Origin of the sequence: Paenibacillus silvestris (genome assembly GCF_009882985.1) — a bacterium.
GTDB classification, from domain to species: Bacteria; Bacillota; Bacilli; order Paenibacillales; family NBRC-103111; genus Paenibacillus_E; species Paenibacillus_E silvestris.
In genome coordinates, this window is sequence record NZ_WTUZ01000022.1 from 445,327 (window position 1) to 464,101 (window position 18,775).

Genomic DNA, 18,775 nt, shown 5'->3' on the forward strand with positions numbered 1-18,775 from the left:
AACCATTCAGGGTACGGTGTTGACGATAGGGTTCTGACACAAGGGCTTGGCATCTGAGACGTGCTTGCTGGTTTAGACTGAGCAAATCCCAAATAGAGGAGGTTATTTTATGTTCGTAAGAAAAACAATTGCCGGCTTGTTGGCGGCGTGTATGTTCGCATCTGTGCAAATCCCAATTGGATTTGCTTCACCGAATGAGCCGTCTTTGACTAGACTTCCGGGTGTTGTGGCAACGGCGAGCAGCGAGTGGAATAAAATGTATGCGAGTAGAACGATAGATGGAAGCGTGTCTGGGGACAGTTCTACCTGGACATCCAACCATAATGTGAGGCCCCATTGGCTGAAGATTCAGCTTCCAGCGGTAAAAACGATATCCAAGTATGTGCTTCACCATTATGGCGTGCATGGAGATAAGATTCTAAATGCTAAGAGTTTCAAAGTTAGCGTAAGCACGGATGATGTCAATTGGACTCAAGTGGATCAAGTGGATAATAGCATCTATGATGTCACGCAGCGTACACTTGCAGCGCCGGTGACGGCTCGTTATTTTAAAGTAGATTATATGACACCGGAGCAAGCTGGATCCGAAGGCAGCAGTGAAGCCCGTCTGGCCGAAGTCGAACTCTTCAGCAGCAGCGATGCCGTAAGCACATTGTATAATAAGACGCCGGTCATTACCTTGACTAATCGAACAATCGGCTATACTGGCGAACCGGTCAATTGGTACACGGATGGCGCAATCGTACCGATCGCATACAAGGGTGGGGTTGATTATTTGCAAGTCCCTTTAAAGTATCTATATAAAAAACATAACGTAACAGAAGCTTTTACGGAAACGGCTCCATTCCAGATTGGTCAGTATGATGTGAAGGTGCAATTTCCTGGAAATAACACATATAGCAGCGCGGAGAGCAATGTCGCCGTTCTCACGATAACCAAAGCAACCGTCAACCTTTCTCTGGAGAGCAAGTCCTTCACTTATACTGGCGTAAATGTTCCGATGACAGGGGCGGTAGCGTATCCTATTCAAGTACCTTATATTTATAAATATAAAGCGCTTACACCTGGTGCGACATGGAGGAATGCGCCTCCCATAGACGTAGGCACGTATATGGTGAAAGCTGATTTTGCGGGAAATAGTGTCGCTCTTCCTTCAGAAAGCAATGAAACGACGATGAGCATCGTGCCAGCTTCCGCAAAAGTCAATTGGCCAGAATTGAACACACTTTTGTCAGGACTTACGGCCAAACAAACGACTCCAACAGATACGGGTATTAATGGCAAGTATATGACCTCGGGTATGTTGATGGGTAATGGTACCTTTGGCGTTGTTTCTGATGCTCAAAAAAATCAACAAAGCTACTTCCTGGCCAGCGGTAATGCTTGGAGTTACAAAAAAATTATGAATGCCCGTTTGACATTTGCAAACGGTGATCCTATTGTTCCAACGCCCCCGAGTCACCCCGCCCCTTTTACATTTGACTCTTCCAATTCTGTATTAGTGAATAACCAGAAAGATAACGAGGCGAATCCACAAAATTATAGCCCAGCCTACGCATTTGATTCGAATGAGGGGACGGAGTGGATATCCTATACGCAAAAAAATTCGCAAACCTTTGGGCCGCGTCCGCTGGAAAAGTGGATCAAAGTTCAAGGAAGAGAACCATTTACGTTTAACAAGATTGAACTCAAGCATCATAGCGTGCTTTTTCCGGATGAAGCGAAGTATAACCTCTATAACTACGATATTCAGACTTCAAATAATGGAACGAATTGGACGACAATCAAAAGTGTAACGGGCAGTGTGTATTCGTCTGTTTATACCAATACGTTTGATTTTGCTGCACCGATTACTGCCAAATATTTAAGGCTATACACAACGACACCTGTAAACCCGCAATATGCCACACTGCATTTCCCCAAAGATATGACCTCTGCGCGCATTACGGATATTAATTTGTATAATAACGGCGCTAATGTGATCAATCCCCCTAAGACAGATAATGGACGTTTCTCGCATGAACGCGATATTTTGAATGCTGAAATCCGCAGTAAAATGGAATATAACAGCAATTTGGTCAGTTACAAGACCTGGGTCTCGGACGATCAGAATGCCATGTTTACGAATGTTACCTTGGATAGCAGTGCGGCAGGTCCGCAGAAAGTGAAAATCGAATTGAGCAGTCCGACAACGGATGGAGTCGTCAATGCAACGGGAACTGACGGCAATGCGATTTGGTTGACCCGAGATAACGAAACCGGATTTGTATTCCGCGGAGCAACGGCAACCAAAGTGATTAAGGGTAACTATCAAATGGGAGCGGGCAACGTCATTATGTTGACGCTGAATCCTGGTGAGACGGCAAAAATCGGTACTGTGCTGTATACGCACAGCGGACTGAAAGCGCCGGTAGGAACCGGTTCGATCCTCGTCACCAAAGATATAGCGACAGTGAAAAATACCGCTCTACAGAAACTAAATGCGATAACGGAAGCCTCAATCGATACAGCGCGCATCTATCACCTGAACTGGTGGAAAAATTATTGGCTCAAATCCTATGTGAAGTTAAGCGATTCAGTCATACAGGACTACTATTACACTACGCTTTATATATTAGGTACCGCCATTCGTCAAACGCCGGATTGGGCTGAACAGCCGAATGTGGTAGGAGGTTTAAATGGCATGTTCAACACGAATGATAATTCCGCGGCCGATGGCCATGCCGTCTTGAACTATAACTATGAAGCACCATTCTACGGAGTCCATTCCAGTAACCGAACGGATATGCTTCAGCCTTATTATGCTGATGCTGTGAATTCTTTGACTTTCGAGCAACAAAGAACGGCCGCGAGAGGTTATCAAGGGACTCAGGCCGACAGACATACGTTGCCGATCATGGCCTATTACGGGAAGTTGGATCCTGCACCGGTAGCAAGTGAAAGAATTCCTCAACTATCAAGCGACCAAAAAACAAACGTGGCTTTGTTCACCAGGGCATTAGAATGGGATTGGCTGTACAACAGGGATGACGAAGATCTAAGGAGGTTTATTTATCCTGCAATTAAACAAGTGGTGCAATTTTACTGTGATTTTGTAGTGAAAAAGGAAGATGGTAAGTACTGGGTGTATAATAGTGCGAATAACGAAGGGGGATGGAATATCAATGCCTCCATGGATATGGGGTATATCCGCTCCACATTCAGAGATTTTATGGAAATGGCGCAGCACTTGAATGTAGACGCGGACTTGATTGCCAAATGCCAAGAAATCCTTGCTAATCTGTCTCCGATTCCGACAAGCACGAACAATCCGACGACTGTAAACCTATTAGCCCAACTTGGCTTTAACCACAATAAGGAAATTTTTGTAGGTGGTGTTGAGAGTGCCAATCCCATTCAAGTGAAATACTATGATTTACCATGGGCCGCTTACATCTCGAATAATAACCAACCTGTTGTTATGGAAGGCTCGGTTCATCCGAGTGAATTGATCAACATAGGTTCAGACCCTGCGCTTCTTCAAATTGCGAAAGATACCTTCGATTATGGTGACTATTTAAATCCGCATTTCAATGGCGGCACACTTAATGGTTTCTCCAAATCGTACACCATTGCGGCAAGATTAGGTGTTGATGCAGATCTTTTAACCGATCGATTCCACAAAACGTTAAATATGATCTACAACAGCAAGAAGTTCTACGATAGCGGAGCCTCTTATGAAAACAGCGGGGCGTTGGAAAGTGTCAACAGCATGCTGCTGCAGAACGAGTTGAATGACATTTCGGGAGGAACGTACGAAATGCGCCTGTTCCCGGCATGGAGTAAAGACGTGGATGCCAAGTTCGTCACTTTGCGTGCGAAAGAGGCATTCCGGGTTTCCAGTGAATTGAAAAACGGAAAAGTGCTGTCAGCCGAAATTATCAGCGACGCTGGCAAATCAGTCACCTTGGTATCTCCATGGACCAAAGGCATCGTTGTCAAAGACAAAAACGGTCATACTGTCGTTGCAACACAAGGTACTACAAGGCATACCAATGAGGTTGCCTTTACATTTAACACGGTTGTCAATGGTGTATACACGATTACAGAAAAACCTTGATTTACTATTGGGAGCGGCCCACAGATTAGCGGGAAATACTAACGCTATTTCATGGAGTAATACCTCTGAGGGACTTAATAAATGGAATTTCTCCTGTTAATAAGGATGATAGAACCATGAAGTAGGAGAATTGGGGTAGATTAACAGTATTTATTCCAGTTATTCTTCTTTTAAAGCTGAAATTTCTTGAAATAACTGGAGTTTTTCCCGCTATCACTGCGAGCTCCATAAAAAAGAGGCTGCCCCAAGTCATCCAATGACCGCGGGGCACGCCTCTTTAATCTCCTTATTTGGACTCAAGCTTCAAGCGAACTAAGTGTCTTCTCTTCGCACTCTTTGGAGCAGAAACTGTTATGCTCCTCTTCGCAAGCCTCGCAGCATACATGCTTCAGATGGCACAAATCGTTCGCACAGTTGATATAGCGATCCTCAGGCTTGCCGCAATGGTAGCATTTGCCCACGATGATATCTTCATCCGTCCGATTGATAGGAACGGAAATCCGCTCATCGAACACGTAGCATTTGCCATCAAATAGGCGTCCCTGTACCTCTTCATCTTTCCCGTAGGTGACAATGCCGCCATCGAGTTGATAAACGTCTGTGAAGCCTTCCTGAATAAGAAAGCCTGACAGCTTCTCGCAGCGAATTCCGCCTGTGCAATAAGTGAGAATCGGCTTGTCCTTAAATTCATGGAGATTGTTGCGAATCCACTCTGGGAACTCGCGAGTCGTTTCTACGTCAGGGCGAATAGCGCCGCGGAAGTGACCGATTTCGTACTCGTAATGGTTGCGCCCATCGAGGACGATAACGTCATCTTGTTGAAGCTTTTCATAGAAATCTTTGGGTTTCAAATGCGTGCCGGTCAGCTCATTCGGATTCACATCTTCTTCGAGACGGAAGGTTACGAGCTCTTTTTTAGGACGAACGAACAGCTTTTTGAACGCATGTCCTTCGCTCTCATCAATCTTGTAGACCATATCTTTGAAAAGAGGCATTTGGTTCATCATAGCGATATAAGCATCGGTTTGTTCCACAGTCCCTGATAGCGTGCCGTTAATGCCTTCTGGGGCGATTAGGATGCGGCCTTTGACGCCGAGCTTTTTGCAATAAGCCAAATGCTCTTGAGCTAATGCTTCATGATCTATCACAGTAACGAATTTATAATACAACAAAATGCGGTATGGAGCGCTTTGTTCTGTCATGATATTAAACCACCTATACGTATAAAATGCATGCTCCTTATAGCGGAAGCCCTATGCCTATAGTGACATAAAACCGCACATTTTTCAATCAAGCAGCAATTTTTGGATGGTGTGGAAAACCTCCTCCAAAGCAATCGCTAGGGATTGCAGTTGGTTTTGGATGAGAATATTTTTGGATTCATCCAGAGGAGTGGACTGCATCAGCGTTTCTTCGAGCATGGTTGCCGCGGCATACACACGATTAGCTGATAAGTTGCTTGATGAACCGCGCAGCGTATGCAGCATATGCAAAGCTTCCTCATATTTGATTTGTTGAATGGCTGAAGTTAGTTCATCAATCACTTCTTGGGACTGTGCATGGAATTTCCGCAGCATTTGATGATAAATATCGGTTTTGCCAAGCAGCCGTTCCAGCGCTTCCTCTATATCCAGGCCAGGCGCGGCCATTTTCCCGCTCAAGCTTAGACTGGTACTCACGGCGGCAAACAAACGATCAGGGATGATTGGTTTGGAAATCACTTCATTCATGCCAGCGCGAATGCAAGCCAATCGCTTCTCTAAGGTAGAGTCTGCGGTGACGGCAATGATCGGAATGTGCCGCCATTTGGGTTGAAGTCGAATTCGCTTAGCGGTCTCAATTCCGTCCAGATCAGGCATATGAATATCCATCAGGATTAATTGATAATCTGAGGTTTCTAGTTGCTGTAAGGCTTCATAGCCATTAGAAGCTACTTGAACGACGCCATTCATACTTTCCAAAAGGGAGCGAGCCACGGTCTGATTGATGTCATTATCTTCAACAAGCAGAATGCGTGGAAAGGATGACCAAGCTTCATTGTTTTCAGGCTTCGCGACATGTGAAGTCTGGTCGACAGCATCCGAAGATAAGCTTCCTGTAATAGTTTGCAGCGTTTGGTACAGAACACTTCGGGAAACCGGCTTGACCAAGATTGCATACGGTGTGGCCTCTATAGGCAGCTGCTCCAAGGCATCGCGGCCAGGCAAAGTCGTATAAATAATCGTTTTCAAGTTGTTCCGATTGCAAGTCTCCAGCATGTCTAACCACACTTCTTCCCCATACATGTCAAAAGCCTCCATGTCGAGCAGAACCAAATCCAGTGGAATGAGTTCTATAGCTTTCCTTGCTTCCTTCCAGGAATAAACACCCGCTGCTTCCGAACACATGGATTGCAGCGTTTGCAGCAGCACACGGTGCAGCTCCGGGTGATCCTCCACGAGAAAAGCGCGGAGCGGGAAGCGGGTATGCGACTTCGTCGTCTGCAAGGTTAGAGCAAATGGGATGCTGACACGGAACACACTGCCCAAGCCATGCTCGCTTGAAGCTTCAATCGTGCCGCCCATATTATCGATGATGCTCTTGGAAATGACAAGTCCAAGCCCTGTTCCCCCGAATTTACGGCTTGTGACTTCATCCGCCTGAACGAAGGGCTGGAACAGCTTGGCGAGCTGTTCATCACTAATGCCAATTCCTGTGTCGCTGATGGTGAAGCCAATACATACTTTTTCTTCTTGAAGCTCCTCAATATGAACGCGCAGCGTAACGGTTCCTTGCTCGGTGAATTTAATAGCATTGCTAGTTAAATTGAGCAGCACCTGATACAGCCGCAAGGAATCACCGATAAGGCCAAGCGGCACCTGCTCTTCGATATCACAAATAAAATCGACCGGCTTATGACCGAGCAGCACGCTAAGTGTTTCGCACACACGGTCGATCGTATCATCCAGCAGGAAGGCATGATGCTCAATGGCCAATTTGTCCACCTCCAGCTTGGAGAAGTCCAAGATGTCGCTGATAATTTGCGACAGAGAGAGCGAGGACTTTGTGATTTTGGCCATATAATCCTTCTGCAACGGAGTCATCGCGGTTCGTTCCATCAAGTAGGATAACCCGACGATACCATTGAGCGGTGTTCGAATTTCATGGCTCATCCGTGCCAGGAAAATGCCCTTGGATAGATTGGCATCGTCAGCTTCCTGTTTCGCCAGGATCAGCTCATCTTTCGCCTGCAGCTGATCTGTAATATCCCGTGAAATGGCGGAAAAATAGCGTTCCCCTTTTTCGGCAGGCGTATGAGGAACGACCGTAACGGAGATGAAAATCCGGCGCTGATCTTTCGTTGACGCTTCAGCTTCGAATTCCCAGAACCCCTCGCGAATCGCGGTGTGAAGGCCTTCTTCGAGATTGACGTCGCTTCGAATATCTACATAATCGCTGAAGTGATATTTCTTCGACTGCTGAATATCTAAGCCAATTAGGTTTTTACCTGCTTGATTCATGTAGAAAATATAGCCCTGTTGATCAAAAGAAAGGATGGCATCACGAGCGCTTTCCACAATGGTAAGAAGCCGCATCTTCGTTTCATTGCTTTCTTTAATGTCGCTGATGTCGCGGGCAATGAAGACATAGCCTTTGAGATCACCACCAGGATGCGTAATGACGCTCACACTTAATTGGACAAATAGGCGAGATCCGTCCCTATGATGCCAAATCCACTCGCTGTCTTCTTTCAGATGGTGAAGTGTGCGGATCACGAGTGCTGTGCAATCGGGAGGAACGAACTCTCCGAGTTCAATCGTATATTTGGCCGCTCTTTCAATTAACTGGTCATGATTCAACCATAGGAGAGGGGTTGTTTTTTTGTGCACATCTGTGAACGTATAGCCCAGCAGCTCGGTCGCCCGGCGGTTCAGATGATTGATTGTAAAATGAGGGTCCGTGACGATCATCGCATATTGATTGTGCTGAATAAAAGCTTCGAAGGGTTCGAAAAGCTCACGCAGGTTTTCAATCATGCCATTCACGGAATGCGCCAGAGCGCCTAGCTCATCCTTGCTTTTGAACACCAGCGGCTTGATATAGAAGTCACCGGCAGCCACAGATTCCGTGACGCGAAGAATCTGTTGAACGCGTGAAATGATGAGTGAGTTCGCTGTTAAGCAAATAAGCAGAAACAAGATAGCAGCGGTTCCAACGATTAATCCTACCGTCCACCAAAGCAATGTGCTGGTTGGTTCCTGAAAGACAGTAGGCGGCATGGAATACCCGAGATGCCAGTTTAAATGGGGCACGCGGGCGTAGAACCATTGCGCTCTTTGACCATTATCCAAATACTCGTCCAAATAACCAGCATCTTGCTGGAAGGCATCCTGCAAGACAAAAGCAAGTGAAGGGTTGTTGGTGATAATATTCTCTTTTAAAATTTTGCGGGCATCTGTATGGTACAAAATAGTCCCGTCGTGGTTAACGATAACGGTCTGAACCCCCTCAATGGGGGGATGAAGATTATCGCGAAAAGTAGCTTCTGCGTCCAGTGAAATATCCACGATACTTGTTACTTCTCTATTTTCATTCCAAACAGGAGCCGTAATGGTAAGGATATATTTTCCTGAAATTTCACCGACGTGGGGGTCAGAAATGTATGTTTTGCCGAGTAAGGCCTCTTCAAACCTCCGCTCCCCCTTGATATTCAACCTTCGACCTGTGGTAAGAAGGAGATTGCCATCCGTATCCACGACTCCCATGGCCAGAAAGCGATTGTTGCCCGTTTGCAGCTCTTGGCTTAGGTAGTTCAGCCGTTCTTGAACCGTTCCTGTCTTCATAACACTAACACGGCTTACCATCTCAACTTCGGCTAGGCGAATGGATAGGAAGTCATATAAATTTTGCGCGGAATTAGAGACAGAAGTAATCGATTGAGCTTTTATTTGCCCAATTAATTTATCTTTTGAAAGCTTATAATTCGTAAAGCCTACAACGGTTAATGAAATGGTAGTGATTAGAACAAGAAGTGCAACTAGCTTAAAACGTAAAGAAAGTGACATCAGAAGCCTCCAAGGATCGTCAAAATGTTAGGAAAACTTACAATTTTAATAAGGGTACTACGTAATTCGTTTAACGTATACCCTTTATGATTGTAGGTAACAGAATGATTTGAGTATACATCATTGTTGGATCATTCATTCATTACTTGGAGGGATTTCATTCATGCGTTTTACTGTAAAAATGAAAATGATGACGGTATTTGCAATTATTTTTCTCATGGTTGGGGGCTTAAGTTTAACCGATATGACGCGAATGGGCGTGCTGAAAGACAACAGTTCTGAGATGGCTACGAATTGGATGATGGGTGTCCAAATTATTGATGAGATTCATTTTAACTCCGAGCATATCTTAACCCTCTATTACCAGAAAAAACTAGAGCCGGATTCGAAAAAGCATGAGCCTTTCGATACGGGTATTACGCAAATGATGACAAGAATCGACAAATTGTTAGAAAACTATAAGGAAAGTCTATCGGGGGACGAAGATACCGCCAAGTTCCATGAGCTGAATAAAAACTGGGAAGAGTTCAAAGCAGCTTTTATGAAAAATAAACAATTTTCCGGTGATCCGGCGAAAGCGAAGGAAGCTGCGGAAAGCCTGCAGGTGCTGGCAGCCGCATTTGGTAAAGCGCAAAAAACGATGGCGGAGATGGTTACCTTTAATCAGGAAGGCGGAAAGCTGGCCGATCAGGAGAATAAGAATCTTTATCAAAGAAGCGTCATGATCTCGCTAATCGTATTAGGTACAATGATCGTCTTTATGCTAGCTGCATGTTATGTGCTCGTCAGGAACATCTCTACACCTGTTCGCAGAACGTCACAGGCTTTAAATCGTATTGCAAATGGCGATCTTACGGTGGAGCCGATTATCGTGAAAAACAAAGACGAAATCGGCGACTTGGCCAGCTCTGTGAATCAAATGGTCGAGCACTTGCGCCATTCCGTGCTTCACATGCTGCAAGCAGCAGGCAGCGTTGCAGCATCCTCTCAGCAGCTGTTTGCCAGCTCGGAGCAGAATACGTCCGCTTCCCAGCACGTGGCAGCAGCTGTGCAGGATTTCGCAACCGGTGCGGATACCCAAGCACAAAGCTCGATGGAATGCGGCAGAGCCATGGAAGAGATGTCGGTTGGTATTCAAAGGATTGCTGAGACAACCTCTGATGTCTCAGAGCTATCCATTTCCGCTACGCAAATTGCGGAGGAAGGTACACACGCGATGGAGCGGGTGGTTCATAAAATGCAAGCTGTCAGCCATTCGGTCGACTCGGCGAATCAGGTCATTCAAGAACTGGAGAGACATTCCCAGAGCATTGGGCAAATCTCTACGCTGATTGGAAATATCGCCTCTCAAACCAATTTGCTTGCACTCAATGCGGCGATTGAGGCGGCACGTGCTGGAGAGAGCGGTAAAGGATTTGCCGTTGTAGCCGGAGAGGTTCGCAAGCTGGCCTCCCAGACAGATGAATCCGTTCGCGACATCTCTGAACTCATCTCCAACATTCAAAGAGATTCTGTTCGCGCTGCGGGGGTTATGAACACTGGACTCATAGACGTACAGGAAGGCTTGAAGGAAGTAGGCAGCGCCGAGATGGCTTTCAGTCAAATCGTAGCAGCTTCTCAGGAAGTAGCGAGCAAGATTCAAGAAACGGCTGCAGCTGCACAGCAGATGGCTGCTTCTACGGAGCAGATTGCCGCAACAGTAGCAAGTGTCGGATCAGTCGCACAGCAAACATCAGGGACAGCACAGTCTGTAGCAGCAGCTATAGAAGAGCAGTTGGCTTCCACGGAGGAGATCACTTCTTCTGCGAGAAACCTGGCAACGATTGCCCAAGATTTGCACCAAGTTGTGACAGCTTTCCGTATTTCGTAAAAAATTAAAATGAATACCCGACTTTTTCATTCGCTCGTGCGTCTTGTTATCGAGAAGGTTAGAACAACCATAGATGACAATACCATACGAATGAGGAGTGACGTGAAATGAGAAAGAATCCTTTTAACATGTTGAAAATGGGTGTGCTCGGATGTGCGATGCTGGTTGGTGTAAGCGGGGCTGTAGTAACATCAGGCTCAGCTTCAGCTGAAACGGTGACGGCTGTTCCCATTAACGCGAAGGTGAATCCTCCGACACCCGTTGCCATCCAAGCCACAGCGGTTCAAATCAAAGAGGAAGTGCTTACCTCTAAGTCGGAAAATTTGAAAACGAATGTTAAAGTCCCTCAGCTGACAGGGATGCTGGATGCGAAATATCAGGAACAGCTCAACGATATTCTTTTGTCCCATGCGAATGAGGATTTGGCGAACTGGGAGAAATTAGCGGATGAAGCTGCTGCCGATGCCAAAACCAAAGGTTTTACTTATCGTCCCTATGAACTCACGATTGTTTATGCGTTGAAATCCGATGGCACGAGTTTCCCAGCGGGGCTAGTCTCCCTGCAAATTACGACGTACGGAGCCACTGGGGGAACTGGTATGCCGCGCGTTGACACGTATAATGTGTTAAACCGCGAAGAAGCCCAGCGTGTGACCTTGCAGGACGTTCTTGGGGCTACCTACAAAGAAACCGTGGACGCTGGAGTCCGAGCGATAATGGACGAACATCCTGAAAACTATTTCAAGGAAGAATTTAAAGGTATTAGAGAGTCGCAGGGCTTTTATGTGGAAAAAGGAGAAGCCGTCGTCGTATTCCCGAAATATGCGATTGCACCGGGCGTGATGGGCTCGCCGGAATTCCGTTTTCCACTAGCTGAGGATTTGATCATTCCTGTGGCGACGGAGCCGGCAGCTAAAGTGGTCTTGGATCTGGCGGCAGGTGACAGCATAACGAACTCAGAAGGCGTATCATTCGTGCCACTCCGCAAGCTAGCAGAAGGTCTTGGTTATGAAGTAACTTGGAATCAAGCCACGTATGCGGCAGAACTCCATAAGGGGGCGCAATGGACGAGTGTGTCCGTGGGCAAAGATAGCTATTTCTATGCGAAAATGGCACCTGTCTCCTTGGGGGCAGCACCGATCATTCAGAATGATAGTTTGTATGTACCGCTCAAGTTCGTTTCAGATATTCTGAAGGCCGAAGTGAAAAAAGGCGATGCCGGCAATTTACACATTGAACAGTAATTTACTTATAAGCTCTTAACCAGGAAGCATCTAGTTCGCCCAAATAAATGGGTGCGCTGGAGGCTTTTCCATATCACATATTTGAAAGCGTTTGCGTATACTATTATATCTCGTAAAAGTTCCTCTTTTACGTGCCAAAACTTGTAGGAGGTGGAAGATGACCATGTATTTAAAAAATGTATTGTCGGCGTGCATGGGACTCTGGTTTTTGGTCAGCCCCTGGGTGTTTGGATTTGAAGATCAGACGAATGCTTTTTTCGCCTGTGTGCTGCTTGGAAGCGTGCAATTCGTAGGATCTCTGCTGGCTCTGGGCAAAACAGGGAAGCAGGTTTGGCAGAATTGGCTGTGCCTGACGATTGGAGCTTTATTCATTCTCTTTCCGAATGTGTTCCACGTAGGGTTGATGGCTTATTTCTTATTTGTTGTCCTTGGTTTCTTGACCATTCTCGTCAATTACGCGAATCTGTATGCCGACGAGCAATGATCGATTATACTGGTGTTAAGTTAAGTATCAACTTCCCATAGGAGGAAACACATAGATATGCTCCGTTCATTAGAACTGATACACAACCATCGAACAGGGGACACCACAGCAGCTGCTGAGCATAAATGGCTTGCCTTTATGGTATCGGCAGAAGAGCGCATCGTGAATTTCGAGCGAATTCAATCGATCCGTGAGCTGGCTCAGGCGAACCCTGTTCTTGATTATGCCCAGCGTACCCTGCTCAAATTGGACGAGCTGGCGCTGTCTTTTTGGAAGAAGGAAGTGCTCGAAGAAGTATTGATCTGGTCCGAGGTTGCCAAAGGCGGTACCTTGAGAGATCGTTTTCTATGGCAGGATCAAGGCATTCATCTCTATGTACATAATCAAGGCTCTGCAGAGCTGTACAAGCTTCATGCCGGGAATCAAAGTGATAAGTCGGCTGTGATACATACATTAATCTACACCCATGGGCTCATTGGGCAGACGATCCGAGGAGAAGTTCCTCTGCGGGAACATGCTCCGCTAACTAAATTAATTGCCGATCGTTTGCTTTCTGCAGATGAGTTAAGGGACTTGCTCCTGGCACTGAATGAGTGCATCATTGCGGCGGTCTCTGAAGAGCTATGGCATTCGGTCAGCGCTCAGGTGAAGTCGTTGATTGAGAAGATCTTAATCGGGGAATTGGAGCCTGAGATTTCTTTCAAAGACAGGTTGGCCAAACTGCGGGGAAACTCCATTCGAAAAGGCGAAAATTTCGAGCGCGACTATCAAAGGATCTTGGAAGAAGCGCCGGAGCTGTTAGCTGGTCTAGGGGCATTCTTGGAAAGATCAACCTTGTGGTATGTGGAGGCGGCTTTCCAGGATTTTACGCTTAGGCAGATGGTTAGAGTACTTCTGGTCATCCAAGCGTCAAGCCGTATGGGGGAAACGGTTCGCCATATTAGCTTTGAGCCCTTCATGAATACCTTGTATTACGATTACAAAGGAAGCAAGAAAGTGAATGTGTACAAGAAACGGATGATTGAAAAATACATGGATGAGATGACTTGGGAGGACATCGCACAAGGAAAGCTAGCGTGGAACAATGGCCACTTGAAGCACATCATTGAGCGGAAGCCCCAGCTTGCGGATACGGTGTTTTTTACATGCCAATTTTCCCCTGCTGCTGAGAAGCTAATTGAATTTTGTGTAGAAGCCGAGAAGTCCCCCTTATACGAAAAGGCAGTCCTGCTGCTATTCGATTTATTTGAATTGCGAAGAGATGCCTACGACCGTTTTCATAACGAGGAAGACTACTTGGCCACGATGAACCAAACGGCTGATTATAAGAAGCTGATGCTGGACTACGTCGTTGGGAAGAAGGTCGTAGATATCGGTCCAGGCGGCGGTGTCATGCTGGATCTGATTGAACAGTATTTGCCGGACAAGCATCCCATTGGCATCGATATTTCCTCGAATGTGATTGAAGCGCTGGAGCGTAAGAAGCAGTTGGAGGGTCACCGATGGACGGTTCTGAAAGGGGATGCCCTTGACCTGAAGCCGTATGTGGAGCAAGGAACCATTGACACGGTGATCTTCTCTTCGATCCTTCATGAACTCTATTCCTACATCCCTTATGAGGGGAGAAAATTCAACCACGCGACCATTGCGGCGGCACTGCGCAGCGCTTATGATGTTCTCTCTCCAGGTGGAAGAATCGTGATTCGCGACGGAATTATGACTGAGCCTGCAGAGCAAAAGCGAACCATTCACTTTTTACAGGAGGGGGCAATGGCGTATCTCGAGCGGTATGCGAAGGACTTTGCTGGCCGAGAGATTACCTATGAGATTATTGAGACGGATAAAGTGGTCATGCCAGTGAATGATGCGATGGAGTTTCTCTATACATATACATGGGGCGAGGAAGCGTATGTCCATGAAGTGCAGGAACAGTTTGGCTATTTTACGCCGAGTGAATACATAGCTTTCATCCATCGTACGCTGGGATCTGAGGTTAAAATTATCGAGAACAGGCATTTCCTGCAGGAAGGATACACGGAAGCGCTGCAGGGTAAAGTAAAACTGTTGGATGAAAGTGGAACCGTGGTTGCGCTGCCAGACAGCACTTGTTTAATTGTCATTGAAAAATAGGCGAAGCTGATGGGCAGTTTTGGGTAAAGTAACGATTGCATGTATCATTTAATTGTGTCATAATGAAAATATCAAAACGACAATATATAACTATTCACATCCAAGCAGGTGATCACCTTGAACGAAGAAAACGAAAGCAATTACCAGGTAAGCAAATATCGAACACCAGACGGTGCGCCTGCGGATATCGTGATCTTCACCATCACCGCTGAAGGAAAGGATTCCGTGAAGAAGTCGCTCCCGCTCAGAGAATTGCAAGTGCTGCTTATTCAAAGAAAACAGTGGCCGTTCGAAGGACAATGGGCGCTTCCAGGCGGATTCTCCTCCGAGAACGAAACGATTCATGAGAGCGCGCGGCGCGAACTAACGGAGGAAACAGGCGTTTCTGATGTCCACCTGGCCTATTTCAACGTCTACAGCACGCCAAAACGCGATCCTCGGGGGTGGATCATCTCTCACGCGTTCTTCGCGTTAGTGCATGAGCGCTTCCTGGAGAAGCGCCAAGCAGCGGATGATGCCGCAGATGTTCGGCTATTTCCAGTGGAGGAAGCGCTCGCGATGGATCTCGCTTTTGATCACGAAATCATCGTTCGCGATGCTCTTGAACAGATTCAGACGAAGATGCTCACGACGACGATCGCCAAGGAATTCTTGTCGGAGGAATTCACGATCAGCGAATTGTATCAAGTGATTCAGACGGTCGTCCCGACGTTCAATGAACGTAATTTTATTCGTAAAATCACGTCTACGCAGAGCCGCAAAGGGATTATCGAAGAGGTGCTGGATCACAACGGGCAAGGCAAAATGTCAAACCGATATTCCCAACGTGCCGCCCAGCTCTACCGTTTTACGGATTATGTGCCTCAGCTGTCTATTTACAGCTAGGCCTCTCTTTTAACCTTTGATATTGTCTTATTAATAGTATCAAATATACTAAATCAAGGAGTTGGTAAGTATGAAAGCATTGATTATTATAGACTATACGGTCGATTTTGTTGACGGGAAGCTTCCTTGCGGGGAGCCTGCTATTGCCATAGAAACGCGGATGTGTGAAATAACAGAGGCATTCGTTGCCCAGCAGGATTTTGTGGTCATGGCCGTAGACCTGCACGATGAACAGGACCCCTACCATCCAGAGACGAAGCTATTCCCGCCGCACAATATCCGGGGCACGTCTGGACGCGATTTATATGGCCGGTTGAAAACCGTGCATGAGCATCATGAGCGCGCAATTTATTGGATGGACAAAACGAGATATAGCGCCTTCTGTGGGACAGATTTGGAGCTGAAGCTTAGGGCTAGAGGCATCCAGGAACTTCATCTGATTGGCGTCTGCACAGATATTTGCGTGCTGCATACAGCCGTTGATGCTTACAATAAAGGCTTTGACATCGTGGTACACGAAGACGCGGTTGCCAGCTTTAATGACCAAGGCCATGTCTGGGCTTTGCAGCATTTTGAAAGCACACTTGGGGCTAAAGTTGTTCGCGGTTGGTAGTATGAAACAGCAGCATTAACAGGAATGCTAGGATAATCCAATATAATGAAGGAGATGACCCCTATGCCACAACCTACACAAGCTGAAATTCAAGCGATATTACATGTACAAAGCGAGATTAACGCAGAGAACGAAATAAAGCGCCGTACACAGTTTCTTAAAGATTATCTTCGACATACGGGAGCCAAGGGCTACGTGCTGGGCATGTCCGGAGGTCAAGACTCTACATTAGCAGGCAAGCTTGCTCAGATGGCGATTGACGAGCTGAATGCGGAGAGCGGTAAGGATGCCCATCAGTTTATGGCGGTTAGGCTGCCTTATGGTATCCAAAAAGATGAAGATGACGCGCAAGCTGCCATTCAGTTTATAGCGGCAAGCCGAGTTGTCACAGTCAATATTCAACCTGCGGTTGATGCCTCGGTGAAGCAATTTGCGGAAGCGACAGGCGACACATTGAGTGATTTCCATAAAGGGAACGTCAAGGCTCGCGAGCGTATGAAGGTGCAGTATGATCTGGCTGCACATTATGGACTTCTTGTGCTGGGGACGGATCATGCCGCCGAGGCTATTACGGGATTTTATACGAAACATGGGGATGGCGCCTGCGATGTAGCCCCTATTTATGGGCTCGATAAGCGGCAAGGCAAGGAATTGCTGAAGGGGCTGGGATGTCCGGAGCATTTGTATTTGAAAAAGCCTACGGCTGACTTGGAAGATTTGAAACCGGGTCTTCCGGATGAAGAAGCACTTGGTGTTAGCTACGTACAATTGGATGACTATCTGGAAGGCCGCCCCCTCCCTGCTGATATTGCGCAGAAAATCGAGGAACGTTACACGATTACGGAGCATAAGCGCAAAGGACCGGTAACCTGCTATGACACTTGGTGGAAAGGATGAACCTATATGAATTACGAAAATTTGACGCTTCACACAGATAAATATCAAATCAATATGATGTATGCGCATTGGCTGAAAGGCACTTATCAAGAGAAAGCCGTGTTTGAGGTGTATTTCCGCAAGCTGCCCTTCGATGGCGGCTACGCCGTATTCGCTGGCTTGGAGCGGCTCGTTCATTATATCCAGCACCTGCATTTCGGAGATGACGAAATTGCTTACCTGCGGGAGCAGGAAGAACATTACCGCGAAGACTTTCTTGAGGCGCTGCGCGCATTCAAGTTCAGCGGTGATCTGCAATGCGTACCTGAAGGTACGCTTGTATTCCCTAATGTGCCGCTCGTACGCGTGGTGGCCAGCATCTTTGAGGCCCAGTTTGTTGAGACAGCGATTCTCAACTTCGTGAACTACCAGACGCTCATCGCGACGAAAGCTTCGCGGATCAAACAGGTCGCCCCGAACGAGGTGCTGCTCGAGTTCGGGACCAGGCGCGCCCAAGAGGCGGACGCCGCCATCTGGGGCGCAAGAGCCGCTTACGTCGCGGGGTTCCACGCGACGTCGAACTTACGGGCCGGGATGCTGTTCGGCATCCCGACCAAGGGCACCCACGCGCACGCATGGGTGCAGGCCTTCGACACGGAAGAGGAAGCCTTCCGTGTCTATGCTGAGGCGCTGCCGGAGCAAGTGACGCTGCTCGTTGATACGTACGACACGCTGCGCAGCGGCGTGCCGAACGCCATTAAGATCGCGCGCATGCTGCAGCAGCAAGGCAAGCGCATGAACGCCATTCGCCTCGACAGCGGCGATTTGGCGTATTTATCCCAGCAGGCGAGGCATATGCTGGATGAGGCGGGCTTTCCCGAGGTGGCGATCGTCGCCTCGAACGATCTCGATGAGAATATCATCGAGGGGCTGAAAGCCCAAGGGGCCAGAATCGATGTCTGGGGCGTAGGCACCCAGCTCATTACCGCTGCCGACCAGCCTGCGCTCGGCGGGGTTTACAAGCTTGTTGCCCTGGAGAAGAACGGCGAGTTTGAGCCGGTCATCAAGATTTCGGGCAACCCCGAGAAGGTATCCAATCCCGGCTTCAAGGAAGCCTACCGGATTATCAACAAAAAAACCGGTAAAGCGGAAGCCGATTACCTGGCCATGGAGCACGAAGTCGATATTCAGCGTGGCGAGCGAGTGAAATTGTTTGATCCCACGCATACCTATATCTACAAGTACATTGAGGACTATGAAGCGGTTCCGCTGCTTAAGTCAATTTATGCGGGAGGCGAACTTGTCTATAAGCTGCCCACGTTGGATGAGATCCGGGCGTATCACCAGGAGCAAATTCGGACATTTTGGCCGCAATATTTACGCAAGCTCAACCCAGAAGGTTACCGCGTAAACTTAAGCACAGAGCTGTGGGAGCTGAAAATGAATTTGATTCACGCGCATACAATTATGTGATTGGATATTCCGAGTGGTATGATAGTGATTGTGCGTACTCTTTCAAGAGCCGTCAT

The 18,775-nt window shown here is 47.3% G+C and carries 11 protein-coding genes; 9 read left to right on the forward strand and 2 right to left on the reverse strand.

The annotated features are described in order from the left end of the window. The first annotated feature begins 109 nt into the window (after positions 1–109). Positions 110–4,099 (forward strand): discoidin domain-containing protein, encoded by a 3,990-nt coding sequence (locus GQF01_RS22420; protein WP_161408894.1) that lies wholly within the window; start codon positions 110–112, stop codon positions 4,097–4,099. Between the two features lie 296 nt (positions 4,100–4,395). Here the strand turns inward: GQF01_RS22420 and trhO are convergent, their stop codons facing one another. Both trhO and GQF01_RS22430 read right to left on the reverse strand, forming a co-directional pair. Next, positions 4,396–5,301: an oxygen-dependent tRNA uridine(34) hydroxylase TrhO gene (trhO, locus tag GQF01_RS22425; protein WP_161408895.1), complete on the reverse strand. Its 906-nt coding sequence runs from the start codon at positions 5,299–5,301 to the stop codon at positions 4,396–4,398. Between the two features lie 84 nt (positions 5,302–5,385). Then, positions 5,386–9,144: a response regulator gene (locus GQF01_RS22430; RefSeq protein ID WP_161408896.1), complete on the reverse strand. Its 3,759-nt coding sequence runs from the start codon at positions 9,142–9,144 to the stop codon at positions 5,386–5,388. Positions 9,145–9,307: 163 nt separating this feature from the next. Here GQF01_RS22430 and GQF01_RS22435 point away from each other — a divergent pair, with 163 nt between their 5' ends. From GQF01_RS22435 to GQF01_RS22470, 8 genes are all read left to right on the forward strand, one after another. After that, positions 9,308–11,014 carry a methyl-accepting chemotaxis protein gene (locus GQF01_RS22435; RefSeq protein ID WP_161408897.1) on the forward strand — a complete coding sequence of 569 codons (1,707 nt, stop codon included), beginning with the start codon at positions 9,308–9,310 and terminating at the stop codon, positions 11,012–11,014. A 107-nt stretch (positions 11,015–11,121) separates the two neighbouring features. Next, positions 11,122–12,258: a stalk domain-containing protein gene (locus GQF01_RS22440; RefSeq protein ID WP_161408898.1), complete on the forward strand. Its 1,137-nt coding sequence runs from the start codon at positions 11,122–11,124 to the stop codon at positions 12,256–12,258. Between the two features lie 157 nt (positions 12,259–12,415). Beyond that, on the forward strand, positions 12,416–12,742 hold the full coding sequence (locus tag GQF01_RS22445) for an SPW repeat domain-containing protein (protein ID WP_161408899.1): 327 nt from the start codon (positions 12,416–12,418) through the stop codon (positions 12,740–12,742). 57 nt (positions 12,743–12,799) lie between these two features. Continuing rightward, positions 12,800–14,872, forward strand: a complete 2,073-nt coding sequence (locus GQF01_RS22450) for a class I SAM-dependent methyltransferase (RefSeq protein ID WP_161408900.1) — start codon at positions 12,800–12,802, stop codon at positions 14,870–14,872. A 117-nt stretch (positions 14,873–14,989) separates the two neighbouring features. Next, positions 14,990–15,757 (forward strand): NUDIX domain-containing protein, encoded by a 768-nt coding sequence (locus tag GQF01_RS22455; protein ID WP_202556601.1) that lies wholly within the window; start codon positions 14,990–14,992, stop codon positions 15,755–15,757. A gap of 70 nt (positions 15,758–15,827) precedes the next feature. Continuing rightward, entirely contained in the window at positions 15,828–16,370 is a 543-nt protein-coding gene (locus GQF01_RS22460) for a cysteine hydrolase family protein (protein ID WP_161408901.1), read from the forward strand. A gap of 63 nt (positions 16,371–16,433) precedes the next feature. Further along, positions 16,434–17,267 carry an ammonia-dependent NAD(+) synthetase gene (nadE, locus tag GQF01_RS22465; protein WP_161408902.1) on the forward strand — a complete coding sequence of 278 codons (834 nt, stop codon included), beginning with the start codon at positions 16,434–16,436 and terminating at the stop codon, positions 17,265–17,267. 6 nt (positions 17,268–17,273) lie between these two features. Continuing rightward, entirely contained in the window at positions 17,274–18,719 is a 1,446-nt protein-coding gene (locus GQF01_RS22470; RefSeq protein ID WP_161408903.1) for a nicotinate phosphoribosyltransferase, read from the forward strand. Positions 18,720–18,775 lie beyond the last annotated feature (56 nt).